The organism is Streptococcus equinus (assembly GCF_900101445.1).
Lineage (GTDB): Bacteria > Bacillota > Bacilli > Lactobacillales > Streptococcaceae > Streptococcus > Streptococcus equinus_B.
On record NZ_FNKE01000003.1, the window covers coordinates 98935 to 112335 of the forward strand.

General features: G+C 39.2%; 15 protein-coding genes and 1 pseudogene. 1 reads left to right on the top strand and 15 read right to left on the bottom strand.

The features are described from left to right. Positions 1–65 precede the first annotated feature (65 nt). The 14 genes from BLR83_RS09095 to BLR83_RS09160 form a co-directional block, all read right to left on the bottom strand. Positions 66–839 (bottom strand): acetyl-CoA carboxylase carboxyl transferase subunit alpha, encoded by a 774-nt coding sequence (locus BLR83_RS09095; RefSeq protein ID WP_074561344.1) that lies wholly within the window; start codon positions 837–839, stop codon positions 66–68. Continuing rightward, positions 836–1702: an acetyl-CoA carboxylase, carboxyltransferase subunit beta gene (accD, locus tag BLR83_RS09100; protein WP_074561345.1), complete on the bottom strand. Its 867-nt coding sequence runs from the start codon at positions 1700–1702 to the stop codon at positions 836–838. Before accD ends, BLR83_RS09095 begins: the two co-directional genes overlap by 4 nt. An 8-nt stretch (positions 1703–1710) precedes the next feature. Next, the gene (locus BLR83_RS09105; protein ID WP_074561346.1) at positions 1711–3081 is read right to left on the bottom strand and encodes an acetyl-CoA carboxylase biotin carboxylase subunit; all 1371 of its coding nucleotides are present in this window, start codon (positions 3079–3081) and stop codon (positions 1711–1713) included. An 87-nt stretch (positions 3082–3168) separates the two neighbouring features. Then, positions 3169–3591, bottom strand: a complete 423-nt coding sequence (fabZ, locus tag BLR83_RS09110; RefSeq protein WP_003067515.1) for a 3-hydroxyacyl-ACP dehydratase FabZ — start codon at positions 3589–3591, stop codon at positions 3169–3171. Beyond that, positions 3588–4064, bottom strand: coding sequence for an acetyl-CoA carboxylase biotin carboxyl carrier protein (accB, locus tag BLR83_RS09115; protein WP_074561347.1), 477 nt, complete (start codon positions 4062–4064; stop codon positions 3588–3590). Before accB ends, fabZ begins: the two co-directional genes overlap by 4 nt. A 2-nt stretch (positions 4065–4066) precedes the next feature. Further along, on the bottom strand, positions 4067–5299 hold the full coding sequence (fabF, locus tag BLR83_RS09120; RefSeq protein WP_006531083.1) for a beta-ketoacyl-ACP synthase II: 1233 nt from the start codon (positions 5297–5299) through the stop codon (positions 4067–4069). Between the two features lie 66 nt (positions 5300–5365). After that, a complete protein-coding gene (gene fabG, locus BLR83_RS09125) occupies positions 5366–6097 on the bottom strand; it encodes a 3-oxoacyl-[acyl-carrier-protein] reductase (protein WP_074561348.1) in 732 nt (243 codons plus the stop codon). Between the two features lie 9 nt (positions 6098–6106). Next, positions 6107–7027, bottom strand: coding sequence for an ACP S-malonyltransferase (fabD, locus tag BLR83_RS09130; protein ID WP_039695984.1), 921 nt, complete (start codon positions 7025–7027; stop codon positions 6107–6109). A 44-nt stretch (positions 7028–7071) separates the two neighbouring features. Further along, entirely contained in the window at positions 7072–8040 is a 969-nt protein-coding gene (gene fabK, locus BLR83_RS09135) for an enoyl-[acyl-carrier-protein] reductase FabK (RefSeq protein WP_074561349.1), read from the bottom strand. A gap of 164 nt (positions 8041–8204) precedes the next feature. Then, positions 8205–8429, bottom strand: coding sequence for an acyl carrier protein (locus BLR83_RS09140; protein WP_006531079.1), 225 nt, complete (start codon positions 8427–8429; stop codon positions 8205–8207). A gap of 60 nt (positions 8430–8489) precedes the next feature. Continuing rightward, positions 8490–9464 carry a beta-ketoacyl-ACP synthase III gene (locus BLR83_RS09145; protein WP_074561350.1) on the bottom strand — a complete coding sequence of 325 codons (975 nt, stop codon included), beginning with the start codon at positions 9462–9464 and terminating at the stop codon, positions 8490–8492. A gap of 2 nt (positions 9465–9466) precedes the next feature. Beyond that, positions 9467–9901, bottom strand: a complete 435-nt coding sequence (locus BLR83_RS09150) for a fatty acid biosynthesis transcriptional regulator FabT (protein ID WP_039695988.1) — start codon at positions 9899–9901, stop codon at positions 9467–9469. A gap of 115 nt (positions 9902–10016) precedes the next feature. Further along, positions 10017–10805, bottom strand: a complete 789-nt coding sequence (locus BLR83_RS09155) for an enoyl-CoA hydratase (RefSeq protein ID WP_074561351.1) — start codon at positions 10803–10805, stop codon at positions 10017–10019. Positions 10806–10994: 189 nt separating this feature from the next. Next, positions 10995–11642 (bottom strand): HAD family hydrolase, encoded by a 648-nt coding sequence (locus BLR83_RS09160; RefSeq protein WP_074561352.1) that lies wholly within the window; start codon positions 11640–11642, stop codon positions 10995–10997. 96 nt (positions 11643–11738) lie between these two features. Here BLR83_RS09160 and BLR83_RS09165 point away from each other — a divergent pair, with 96 nt between their 5' ends. After that, positions 11739–13097, top strand: coding sequence for an aspartate kinase (locus BLR83_RS09165; RefSeq protein ID WP_074561353.1), 1359 nt, complete (start codon positions 11739–11741; stop codon positions 13095–13097). A gap of 29 nt (positions 13098–13126) precedes the next feature. On the opposite strand, the pseudogene BLR83_RS09170 reads toward BLR83_RS09165, so the two are convergent. After that, a pseudogene (locus BLR83_RS09170) lies at positions 13127–13401 on the bottom strand (sigma-70 family RNA polymerase sigma factor); the annotation flags it as partial.

A 13401-nucleotide genomic window follows, 5' to 3' on the forward strand; every position in this document is an offset into this window, starting at 1 on the left:
TTTGAACCATCCTCAAAATCAAGAAAATGATTTCTATGACTTGAGGCTAGTACAATGTGGGATTTTTAAAATTTTCTAAAGCGTTGATAACGATTTTCAATTAATTGGTCCAAAGGAAGTTGGCTAAGCTCCTCTAGTTCAGAAATAAGATTTGTCTTAATCATCTCAACGATTTCACTTGAGAAATAACCATGTTCTGGAATCACTTTATCGATAACTCCCATATTGTAAAGTTCTCCAGCTGTTATTTTCATCAGTTCTGCTGCTTCAGTTGCACGTGAACCATCTTTCCAAAGGATTGAGGCAAAGCCTTCTGGGCTCAAAATCGCATACATGCTGTGTTCAAGCATCCAAACCTTATCAGCTACAGCGAGTGCTAAAGCACCACCAGAGCCGCCTTCTCCAATGATAATAGCAATAATCGGCACCTTAAGATCGCTCATCTCAAGCAAGTTACGCGCAATTGCTTCACCTTGTCCGCGTTCTTCCGCACCAACACCTGGATAAGCTCCAGCAGTATTGATGAAAGTAACGACAGGACGACCGAATTTTTCAGCTTGTTTCATCAAGCGAAGCGCCTTGCGGTAACCTTCTGGATTCGGTTGACCGAAATTGCGTTTTAGATTCTCCTGTAAATTTTTCCCTTTTTGAATACCAATAACTGTCACAGGACGACCTGCAAGTCGAGCAATTCCCCCAACGATTGCTCCGTCATCAGCAAAATGACGATCTCCATGAAGTTCCATAAAGTCATCAAAAATCAAATTAGCATATTCCAAGGTTGTCAAACGCCCTTGATCACGCGCTTCTTTCAAAATTCTTGATACGTCGCTACTCATTTGGCACCTCCATGAAACGCAACTAATTTAGCAATTGTGTCTGGCATTTCTGTACGTTTAACAATGGCATCCACAAAACCATGTTCCAAAAGAAACTCTGCTCTTTGGAAATCTTCAGGTAAGTTTTCGCGCACTGTTGTCTCAATAACACGACGACCGGCAAAACCAACCAAGGCTTGCGGTTCTGCTAGAATAATGTCACCTTCCATGGCAAAACTTGCTGTCACCCCTCCTGTTGTAGGGTCAGTCAAGATTGTCAAATAGAATAAACCAGCTTCAGAGTGACGTTTAACAGCAGCTGAAATTTTTGCCATTTGCATCAAACTCATGATACCTTCTTGCATACGAGCACCACCTGACGCTGTAAAGATGACAACAGGTAGTTTTTCAGTAGTCGCCATTTCAAATAAACGCGTGATTTTTTCGCCGACGACTGTTCCCATTGAAGCCATGATAAAGTTAGAATCCATGATAGCAAGCGCTACTTTTTCCCCTTTAATCATAGCTTTACCAGTCACGACAGCCTCTTCAAGACCAGTCTTTTCACGCATTTTAGCTAATTTTTCCTGATAACCAGGAAACTTAAGTGGGTCACTTGTTTCAAGCCCAGTAAAGTGTTCTTCAAAGCTCCCTTCATCTACTGTAATCGCCAAACGTTCTTTAGCAGAAATACGGAAGTTATAAGAACAAGCTGGACAAATCTTTGCAACCCCTAAGTCTTTTTGATAAATCATGTGCTTACAAGCTGGACACTTAGCAAATAATTCATCAGGAACCTCAGGAACTTCGCGAGGTTCCGCTTGTTTAATAGAGTTATTGGGAGTAATTCGGATGTACTTATCTTTTTTACTAAATAAAGCCATGAAATCTCCTAATCATTTTCCTTATTGTAGTTTGGTAAGAATGTCTCCATCAAGAATGAAGTATCATAATCCCCTGCAATCACATGCTCATCACAAATCAAATCCATTTGGAATTCAACGTTTGTTGTCACACCTTCAATTTCCAATTCATAAAGGGCACGTTGCATTTTCATCAAAGCATCAAAACGATTTTCACCATGAACGATGATTTTTGCAATCATACTGTCATAATATGGTGGAATAGTGTAGCCATGATAAACCGCAGAATCCACACGTAAGCCCACACCACCGCTTGGCAAATACAAGTCAGTGATTTTACCAGGACTTGGTGCAAAGTTAAATTTCGGATTTTCAGCATTGATACGACATTCGATAGCATGACCAGTGATTTTAATATCGTCTTGTGTCACAGACAATTCTTGCCCTGCTGCAATACGAATTTGTTCTTTGACAATATCAACACCAGTGACGAATTCTGTTACAGGGTGCTCAACTTGAACACGTGTATTCATTTCCATGAAGTAGAATTGTGATGTCTTTTCATCAAGCAAGAATTCAATCGTACCAGCATTCTCATAACCAACGGCTTTCGCTGCACGTACGGCTGCATCACCAATCTTACCACGAAGGGTTTTACCGATAGCAATGGATGGACTTTCTTCAAGCACTTTTTGGTTATTACGTTGAAGCGAACAGTCACGTTCACCAAGGTGAACCACATTACCGTGAGAGTCCCCTAAAATTTGAACCTCGATATGGCGAGCTGGGTAAACCACTTTTTCAATGTACATGGCACCATTACCAAAAGCTGCCAAAGCCTCCTGTGAAGCTGACTCAAAAGCTGGAACAAGGTCTTGAGCTGATTCAACTTTACGGATTCCTTTACCGCCTCCACCAGCTGAAGCTTTTAGCATCACTGGATAGCCAAGTTTTTCAGCAACTTCAAGCGCTTGATCTGCCGTAAAGACTTCACCGTCTGATCCAGGAATAACAGGGACATTAGCTGCGATCATTTCAGCACGGGCATTGATTTTGTCCCCCATTTTATCCATGATTTCAGCACTTGGTCCGATAAATTTGATGTGCATTTCTTCACACATAGTTGCAAATTTTGAGTTTTCACTCAAAAAACCAAATCCAGGGTGAATGGCTTCAGCACCTGTTACAATAGCAGCTGACAAGACGGCATTCATATTAAGATAAGAGTCTGTCGAACGAGCTGGACCGATACAAATTGCTTCATCAGCCAAAATCGTATGCAAAGAATTTTTATCAGCTTCAGAATAGACAGCTACCGTATTGATTCCCAATTCACGTGCCGCACGAATAATTCGCACCGCAATTTCTCCACGATTGGCAATTAATATCTTTTTAAACATACGTCTGCTTTTTCCTCCTATTTGGAATGCCTTAGCATTCCAGTCAAAATTCTTTTTTTGTCACAGTTTACGTTAAACTACTATTTCTTAACTACCAATAGCAAACGTCAATGTGCCAGAAGCTGCTAATTTCCCATCAACTTCTGCTTTTGCCTCAACCACAGCAATAGTGCCGCGGCGTTTGACAAATTTCGCTGTCATAATCAATTGGTCACCTGGAACAACTTGTTTTTTGAAACGAACTTTATCCATTCCAGCGTAAAAGACCAATTTCCCTTTATTTTCTTCTTTTGAAAGTTCTAGAACACCTGCTGTTTGAGCAAGAGCTTCCATGATGAGAACCCCTGGCATAACAGGGTATTCTGGAAAGTGACCATTGAAAAATGGTTCATTGATTGTCACATTTTTTACAGCAACAATTTCATCATCACTCACTTCAAGCACACGGTCAACCAAAAGCATTGGGTAACGGTGTGGTAGAGCTTCACGAATTTGTTTAATATCAATCATTTAATACGTACCAATCCTTGTCCAAATTCAACAACGTCTTCGTTATTTACCATCACTTCTGTCACGATACCATCTTTTGGAGCTGGAATTTCATTCATGACCTTCATAGCTTCAATGATTAACAAAGTTTGACCTTTTTTAACAGCATCACCAACTGATACAAAGGCTGGTTTATCTGGAGCTGGTGCAAGGTAAGCTACCCCAACAAGTGGGCTTGGTACTTCTTCACCTTCAGCAAAAATATCAGTATCAGCTGCTACTTCAGCCTCAGCAGGTGCTGCTGCTTGTGGTGCTTGTGCCGCAGCCACTTCAACAGGAGCTGAAACAGGTGCTGCTGCAGCAACTGGTGCTACAGGCGCAGTGTATTCATTTTTACTAAATGTTAATTCAGACTCACCTGTTTTAAATGAGAATTCACGTAGGCTTGACTGGTCAAATTGAGCCATCAAGTCTTTTACTTCAGAAATATTCACGCTTAAGCCTCCCAACGTTTAAATGCTAGAACAGCATTGTGTCCGCCAAATCCGAATGTATTTGAAATGGCATATTCTAATTCTGCTTCTTGACCTTGTCCATAAACTACATTTGCTTCGATGTCTTCTGATAATTCACGAGTACCAGCAGTCATTGGAATGTAGTTGTGACGAATAGCTTCGATAGTTGCGACAGCTTCAACAGCACCAGCAGCACCAAGAAGGTGTCCTGTGAATGATTTTGTTGAAGATACTGGAACATCTTTACCAAGGACAGTTACGATAGCTTTGCTTTCACCTTTTTCATTAGCTTGAGTTGATGTACCGTGTGCGTTAACATAGTCAACATCTTCTGGTGAAATGCCAGCTTCTTTGATAGCCAATTCAATAGCTTTTGCCGCACCAGATCCATCAGGAGTTGGTGTTGTTTGGTGGTAAGCATCACAGTTGCTACCATAACCAACAACTTCAGCAAGAATTGTTGCACCGCGTTTTTGAGCATGTTCAAGACTTTCAAGAACAAGCACACCAGCACCTTCACCCATAACAAAACCATTACGATCTTTATCAAATGGAATAGCAGAGCGAGCTGGGTCTTCCGTTGTAGAAAGGGCAGTCAAAGCATTGAAACCACCGATACCAATTTCATTAATAGTAGATTCAGCACCACCAGCAAGAATCACATCATGGTAACCGAATTTGATTTCACGGAATGCTTCACCAATAGCATCGTTAGATGAGGCACAAGCAGTTGTGATTGATTTACATACACCACGCGCACCAATACGAAGAGCAATGTTACCAGCAGCCATGTTTGACAAAGCTTTAGGGATGAACATTGGTTGAATACGTTTGATACCTTTTTCGTGCATACGAATGATTTGCTCTTGCATTTCTTGCAAACCACCGATACCAGATGATACGATAACACCAGTACGATCACGATCAACTGTATCCATATCAAGTTTTGCATTTTCAAGAGCTTCTAAAGTCGCATAAATCGCATAAAGTGAGTATTGATCCATGCGGTTTTTATCTTTCCGAACAAAATATTTATCAAAAGGAAAATCATGGATTTCCCCAGCATTATGAACTGGGATTTCAGAATTATCAAATTTAGTAATTGGTCCGATACCAATTTTACCATCATGAAGATTGTTCCAGAATTCTTCTGGTGTATTTCCGATAGGGGATGTTAAACCGTAACCTGTTACTACAACTCTATTTAATGTCATTTTTGTCTCCTTTTAAGAGAAATTATACTTCTAATTTTAAACTATTACAGCAAAGCAAACAATAGTTTACATTGCCATACCACCATCAATTGCAATGACTTGTCCAGTCAAGTATTCTTGCTCAGCTAAGAAGCTTGCTACTGTTGCCACTTCCTCAGCTTTACCGATACGTTTCATCGGAATTCCTGCCAAAATAGCTTCTTGCATTTTTTCAGGAATCGCATCTGTCATATCTGACTCGATAAATCCAGGAGCAATGGCATTGACGCGAACTCCGCGTGCTGCAACTTCACGCGCAACTGATTTTGTAAAACCAATCAAACCAGCTTTTGAAGCTGCATAGTTTGCTTGACCTACATTTCCTGTCAAACCAACAACGCTAGACAAATTAATGATAGCACCCTGACGCGCTCTCGTCATCGGTTTCAAGACTGATTGCGTCATGTTGAAAGCACCTGTCAAATTAACTTTAAGCACTGATTCAAAGTCAGCCTCAGTCATTTTCAACATCAATTTATCATTTGTGATACCAGCATTGTTAACCAAAATATCAACAGAACCAAGTTCCGCGATAGCTTCATCAACCATGCGTTTAGCATCATCAAATTGTGACACATCACCAGAAATGGCAACAACTTTCACTTGATAATCTTTAAAACTATCAATCAATTCTGCTGAAATTTCTGAACGACCGTTAAGCACAACGTTAGCCCCAAGGCTTGCAAAACGGTGGGCAATAGCTAAACCAATTCCGCGGGTTGACCCAGTTACAAAAACATTCTTATTTTTGATATCCATGACTATCTCCTATTTTTCTAGCAAAACACTTAAGCTTGCTTCGTCTTCAACACTTGCCGTTGGAATACTTCTGTCAATTTTACGAAGGAAGCCACTCAAAACTTTACCTGGACCAATTTCAATAACTTCTGTCATGCCAAGCTTACGCATTGTCTCGATAGAATCGTAAAAGCGAACTGGTTCTTTCACTTGTCTAGCAAGCAAAGCTTTGATATCGCCGTACTGCATAACTTTAGCTTCTGTATTTCCAATCAAAGGAATTTCAAAATCAGAAAAAGTCACTTTATCAAGTACTTCTGATAAACGTTTGCTAGCAGGTGCCAACAAAGCAGTGTGGAAAGGTCCTGAAACTTTTAAAGGAATCAAGCGTTTCACACCAGCTTGCTTAAGCAATTCCACAGCATAATTCACAGCTTCAGTTTCACCACCAATCACAATCTGTGCTGGTGTGTTATAGTTAGCTGGTGTCACAACACCTTTAATAGAAGCTTTTTGACAAATCTCTTCAATAAGAGACGCTTCTGTATTCATGACAGCAACCATTTTCCCAGTTCCAGCTGGAGCTGCAGTTTCCATAAATTCTCCACGTTTTGCCACCAAAGCAACAGCATCTTCAAAGTTTAAAGCTCCTGAAGCTACCAAGGCTGAATACTCACCAAGTGAAAGCCCAGCAACCATGTCTGCTTTAAAGCCCTTCTCTTGCAATAAACGATAAATCGCAACAGAAGTTGTCAAAATAGCTGGCTGTGTATAGCGTGTTTGATTTAATTTATCTTCTTCCTTATCAATTAAATCACGAAGATTATAGCCAAGAATAGAACTAGCTTGATCAAAAGTCTCCCTTACAATAGGATATTTTTCATATAAATCACTTGCCATTCCAAGTTTTTGAGCCCCTTGACCAGCAAATAAAAAGGCAGTTTTCGTCATTAAATCCTCCCAAACGGAATTTGATTTTTATTTAAATAGAAATTTTAATCTTTCTCAATATCAGCCCAACGTTTAGCTTCTTCTAAGATAACTTCTTGAGCTCCATAGTAGAGATCTTTTAAGATTTCTTCACAAGTTTCTTCTTTACGAATCAAACCTGCGATTTGTCCTGCCATGACTGAACCAGTCACAACATCACCATCAACAACAGCATTACGCAAAGCACCTGCTCCCAATACTTCGATATCTTCTTTTGTCTTGCGACCAGCCAAGAAATCTTTCTCTGCGTGGGCATATGATGTTGTCAATTTATTTTTAACGGCACGAACTGGATGTCCAACAACGGATGCAGAAATAACCGTATCAATATCTTTTGCTTTTAAGATTTTGTCTTTGAAGTTTTGGTGAGCATTAGATTCTTTGGCAACAGCAAAGCGAGTTCCCACTTGAACGGCTTCAGCACCAAGCATAAAGACAGCTGCTACACCGCGTCCATCAGCGACACCACCAGCACCAATAACTGGAATATTAACCGCATCAACAACTTGACGCACAAGAGTCATTGTTGTCAATTTACCGATGTGACCACCAGCTTCCATACCTTCAGCGATAACGGCATCCGCACCAAGTTTTTCCATACGTTTTGCAAGCGCAACACTAGGAACAACTGGAATAACAGTGATACCTGCTTCGTGGAAACGTTCCATGTATTTACCTGGGTTACCAGCACCAGTTGTGACAACTTTGACCCCTTCTTCAATCACAAGATCAACGATGTCATCAACAAATGGTGACAAAAGCATAATATTAACACCAAAAGGTTTATCAGTAATTTGTTTAACCTTATCAATATTTGCTTTAACAACTTCTTTAGGGGCATTACCACCACCGATAATACCTAAACCACCAGCGTTTGAAACGGCACCAGCCAAGTCACCATCGGCAACCCAAGCCATACCTCCTTGAAAAATTGGATATTTGATATTTAATAATTCTGTAATACGTGTTTTCATGTTAAACCTTCTTAGTCTTTACCAAATAATAATTTGATAGTCAAACTATCATAATAAGAAGAGAGGGAGTAAGATAAGTTTTCGCTTACTAGCAACCTATCCCACAGCCCTTTCTACTAAATATATAGTGGAGTTAGTTTTTAATCCCAACTCCAGCCATGTCATTATTTTGTTTTTTCTTCAACGTAAGCAACCAAGTCACCTACAGTGTTAAGACCTTCTTCAGTTTCGATTTGGATATCAAATGCATCTTCGATTTCAGAAATTACTTGGAAAACATCAAGTGAGTCAGCATCAAGTTCATCGAAAGTAGTTTCCAATTTAACTTCTTCTGCTTCTTTACCAAGTTCTTCAACGATAATTTCTTGTACTTTTTCAAATACTGCCATGATTAATTTCTCCTTAATAAATATATATAATATCTCATGCTATAATGCACAAGTTTGTAACTAGATTTTAACAATTAGACTTCCCCATGTCAAACCTCCACCGAATCCAGATAGAAGAATTGTCTGAGAACCGTCTAATTTGATAAGTCCCTTATCCACTGACTCTGATAAGAGAATTGGAATACTTGCCGCACTGGTATTACCATATTCCATCATATTTGCCAAAAATTTATCTCGGTCAATAGACATTTTTCGAGCCATTTTATCCAAGATACGAATATTAGCTTGATGCAAAAGCAAGTAGTCAAGGTCTTCAGCTGAAACCTCAGAAGTTTCAATAAGTGCCTTGATACTCTTAGCCACATCTCTGATTGCAAAATCAAAGATAGCTCTACCATCCATTTTCAAGAATTTATCATCCTCTTCTTTTTCAGAAAATGGTGAAGACAAGCCAACTTTGGCTGATGTCAAGCTAAGACCACGACTTCCATCAGTATTTAAAGATTCTGCTAGGAAATGTTTTGTTTCTGTTGCTTCAAGCAAAACGCCACCAGCTCCATCACCAAATAAAACAGAAGTACTTCTGTCTGACCAGTCTAGTGTTTTTGACAATGTTTCAGCACCAATGACAATACCACGTTTGTAAAGACCTGATTGAATAAATTTATCCGCAGTCGAAAGAGCAAACACAAAGCCACTACATGCTGCTGTCACATCCATGGCAAAGGCATTAACAGCACCGATATTTCCTTGAACACGAGCTGCTGTTGACGGCATCAGACTATCAGGGGTAATTGTTGCAACAATGATGAAATCAATATCCTCAGCTGACAAACCAGCTTTTGAAAGTAGTTGCTTGGCAACTTGCGTCCCTAAATCACTAGTTGTTTCATCTCGAGTGATATGTCGTCTTCTAATTCCCGTACGTGATGAAATCCATTCATCACTGGTGTCCATGATTTCAGACAAATCATCGTTTGTAATCACTTGTTCAGGGGCATAGGCTGCTGCCTGAGCAATTCTTGCAAATACCATTATTACATTAACTCCTCAAGAAACTTGTGAAGATTTTTAAGCCCTCTCAAAAGAGCTTCTAGTTCTTCTTCATTCATATCTTCAGCGATATGAGAAACCATATTTTTATGGAATTTATGATGAAGCCTATCTAATAATCTTCCTTTTTTTGTCAAAGTTAAATGAACCACACGACGGTCCAGTTTTGAACGTCGTCTTTCAATATAACCTTTTGCCTCAAGCTTATTTAAACTAGTGGTTATTGTACCGAGGGTCAACATCAACTCACGTGCAATATCACTTGGAGTCACATTAGAATTCTTACCAATAATTTCAATGGTATGCATTTCCTTTAATGAAACATCGTTGAATTGACTTGTTCGCAAACTAGTCTCTTCGATAACCTGAACACGATTAAAAATATCAACCAAATATTCATTAATTCTATTATAATCCAAGATTTCACCTCCTAAATAAACTTTGACAATCAAAGTATATCAAACATCAAAATATTTTGCAAGGTATTTCGGGTCAAACTGGAAAAATAATTTGAAAATCAAACTATTATTTACATTATTTTCCTGAAAATTTCGGACGGCGTTTTTCAGCAAAAGCACGAACACCTTCTTTGAAATCTTCCTTAAATGCTAATTCTTCTTGAAGTTGCAATTCAAGTTTTGTATAGTCTTCCCAGCCTTCATATTGGGCTTTCCAAGACATTTCTTTAATGGCACGGTATGAATTAATTGATCCGCGAAGCAGGCGTTTCGTTAACTGATTTGTAGTACGTTCAAGTTTTTCAGACTCACACAAACGATAAACGATTCCATAGTCGAAGGCTTTTTCAGCATTTACTCCTTCACCAGTCATAGCTAGCTGAACAGCACGCGTTGTTCCAATAGCACGACTCATCAAGAAAAGACCACCAGCATCAGGAGCAAGCCCAACTCCGACAAAAGCTTGAATAAATTTGGCTTTTTCACTTGCGACCACAAAATCCGCCGCAACAGCCATATTAGCTGCCGCACCAGCAACTGCACCATCTACGCTCATAATAACTGGCTTTGGTAATTTTTTCATGGCAAAAGAAATTTTATTAACCAAGCTTGCAATTTCAACCAGTGATTCAACATTGTCAGATTCAACAGCACGTTGCATTTCTGCTAAGTCACCACCAATTGAAAAGACTTTACCAACTGCCTTGATGACCAAAATTTTCACAGCATCATCTGCTTTTGCAAGTTCTAAAACCTCAAGGATTTCTTGACAAGTTGGAATATTAAAACCATTCGAAATATCTGGGCGATTCAGGGTCAAAGTTGCAACTTCTCCCTTTTCATAAATCACATTATCGAAAGACATCTACCTACCTCCATCAGATGTGATAAAAATAGTTTGATTATTAAACTATTTAGCACCAGCTATTTTAGCACACTATTCCTTTATAAATCAAGAAAAAATGGCATTTTAAGCAATTTACTTTGATTTTTTAATATTTTAAACATCAAACTATTATATAAAAAAAGTAGGATTAATCCTACTTTGACATCATTATTTGGATAAGTCTTCGATAACTTGAGTCAGATTATCTACCAGACGACTTGCCTTACTCTGGTTCATATCAAATAACTGATCTTCAATCGCCCAAACCTCTAAATCGGCAGAAACACCAGCCTGAATTCCTTTTTCGCTGTCTTCAATAACTAGCGTTTCGTCATTGTTAAAACCAAGTTGTTTTCTTGCCTCTTGATAAATCGCAGGATGTGGTTTTCCTTTTTCAAATTCTTCACCAGACAAAATCACTGAAAAATACTCTCTTAAGTGTGTTTCCTCAAGAGCTTTCAAAATATCATGTTTAGTTGAGCTAGAGGCAAGCCCTAAACGGTACCCCTTCTCAAAAAGCCCTTTGACCACTTCAAAAGTATCTTCAAAAATCAAGTCTTTATAAGGAAGCGGATGCGTTTTTTTGTAAATAGAATACTCTTTTTGCAGCTGATCAGTATCCCATTTGTCCAAATCATCACGCAAAATATCAGGCCAAATTTGTTTCATATTGCCGCCGATAAAGAAACTAGGTGGTAAATGCTTTATACTAATCCCTTTGTCAGCCAAAAACTTCTCACGACGACGATAATAAAAGGTTTCAGTATCGAATAAGACACCATCCATATCAAAAATAATTGCTTTAAATTTTTCCATTCCTCTATTATACTATCTTTTTATTTGAAAAACTACTGACAAATTTTCAGAATTTTGCTATAATTGTATACAAATTTTAGAAAAGTGGAGAAGGTCATGAAAGTAATCAAATTTGGTGGTAGTTCACTGGCTTCGGCTGAACAACTGAAAAAAGTTTTGAATATTGTGAAATCTGATAGCGAACGACGTTTTGTTGTAGTATCAGCACCCGGAAAACGTAACGCAGAAGATACTAAGGTAACCGATGCTCTTATTAAGTACTACAAGAACTACACCTCAGGTGATGATGTCACTGCTGCACAAGAATGGATTATCAACCGTTACCAAGCTATCGCAGATGAACTTGGTCTTAGCTCATCAATCATGAGCAAAATTGCAGGTGCGATTACAACTCTAGCGACACTTCCTATTGAATGTAACGAATTTCTATATGACACATTCCTAGCAGCTGGTGAGGATAATAACGCTAAACTCGTAGCAGAATTTTTCCGTAAAAACGGCCTCAATGCACGCTATGTTCACCCTAAAGAAGCAGGTATCATTGTTTCAAGTGAACCAGGAAATGCTCGTATTCTTCCATCAAGCTACGATAAACTCGAAGAATTACGTGATTCAGAAGAAATCCTTGTTATCCCTGGTTTCTTTGGTGTAACAGTTGATGGTCAAATCTGTACATTCTCACGTGGTGGTTCAGATATTTCAGGTTCTATCGTTGCTGCAGGTGTTAAAGCAGACTTGTACGAAAACTTTACTGATGTCGATGGTATCTTTGCAGCCCACCCAGGAGTGGTTCACAAACCTCACACAATCCAAGAATTAACATACCGTGAAATGCGTGAACTTGCTTATGCTGGATTTTCAGTGCTCCACGACGAAGCACTTATTCCTGCTTACCGTGGTAAAATTCCTCTCGTCATCAAAAATACAAACAACCCTGAGCACCCAGGAACTCGAATCACACTAAAACACAGTGGACCAACTGTTCCCGTTATTGGTATCGCAGCAGATGACGAATTTGCAAGTATCAACTTGTCTAAATACCTTATGAACCGAGAAGTCGGTTTTGGTCGCAAAGTCCTTCAAATTCTTGAAGACCTAAATATCCGTTGGGAACACATTCCAACAGGTATCGATGACATGTCAGTCATCGTTCGTGAACGTGAACTTACACCAATCAAAGAACAAGAAATCACTTCATATCTAACTCGTGAACTTGGCGTTGATGAAGTCGATATCGAGCACAACCTGTCAATCATCATGATTGTTGGTGAAGATATGAAAAACCACATTGGTGTCACTGCAACAGCAACCAAAGCACTCTCAGATAAACACATTAACTTGGAAATGATTTCTCAAGGATCAAGCGAAGTATCTGTTATGTTCGTTACTCAAACAGAACACGAAAAAGAGGCCGTTCGTGCCCTTTACAAATCCTTCTTCCGAGCAGAAGAATAGACAAAAGACCAGAATCCTCTGGTCTTTTCTTATGGTCTAAAATCTGAGAAATAGGGTTTGATGCTTTTTAAGAAGGCTTTCTTCCCTTCAAAACGTTCCCCACGAATCACTTTTTCCAACTTCTGTCGCTCTTCTCTTCCCAATGTTCTTCGTAAACGAGCTAAGCTATCCTGATAAGCCACGTAATCCGCCACTTCAAAGAAAGATACCTGGGGCACACAGTGACTAATATCACCGATTTCCTCATAAGGCATGCGATTAAATTTCCGTTTAAAGGATTCCTGATGGCGGATAGTGTCTTTAA

Bases quoted from the DNA above. Each gene is read 5' to 3' on its own strand.
- BLR83_RS09095 (WP_074561344.1), bottom strand. From the start codon at position 839: ATGAGTAGCGACGTATCAAGAATTTTGAAAGAAGCGCGTGATCAAGGG.
- accD (WP_074561345.1), bottom strand. From the start codon at position 1,702: ATGGCTTTATTTAGTAAAAAAGATAAGTACATCCGAATTACTCCCAAT.
- BLR83_RS09105 (WP_074561346.1), bottom strand. From the start codon at position 3,081: ATGTTTAAAAAGATATTAATTGCCAATCGTGGAGAAATTGCGGTGCGA.
- fabZ (WP_003067515.1), bottom strand. From the start codon at position 3,591: ATGATTGATATTAAACAAATTCGTGAAGCTCTACCACACCGTTACCCA.
- fabF (WP_006531083.1), bottom strand. From the start codon at position 5,299: ATGACATTAAATAGAGTTGTAGTAACAGGTTACGGTTTAACATCCCCT.
- fabG (WP_074561348.1), bottom strand. From the start codon at position 6,097: ATGGATATCAAAAATAAGAATGTTTTTGTAACTGGGTCAACCCGCGGA.
- fabD (WP_039695984.1), bottom strand. From the start codon at position 7,027: ATGACGAAAACTGCCTTTTTATTTGCTGGTCAAGGGGCTCAAAAACTT.
- fabK (WP_074561349.1), bottom strand. From the start codon at position 8,040: ATGAAAACACGTATTACAGAATTATTAAATATCAAATATCCAATTTTT.
- BLR83_RS09140 (WP_006531079.1), bottom strand. From the start codon at position 8,429: ATGGCAGTATTTGAAAAAGTACAAGAAATTATCGTTGAAGAACTTGGT.
- BLR83_RS09145 (WP_074561350.1), bottom strand. From the start codon at position 9,464: ATGGTATTTGCAAGAATTGCTCAGGCAGCAGCCTATGCCCCTGAACAA.
- BLR83_RS09155 (WP_074561351.1), bottom strand. From the start codon at position 10,805: ATGTCTTTCGATAATGTGATTTATGAAAAGGGAGAAGTTGCAACTTTG.
- BLR83_RS09160 (WP_074561352.1), bottom strand. From the start codon at position 11,642: ATGGAAAAATTTAAAGCAATTATTTTTGATATGGATGGTGTCTTATTC.
- BLR83_RS09165 (WP_074561353.1), top strand. From the start codon at position 11,739: ATGAAAGTAATCAAATTTGGTGGTAGTTCACTGGCTTCGGCTGAACAA.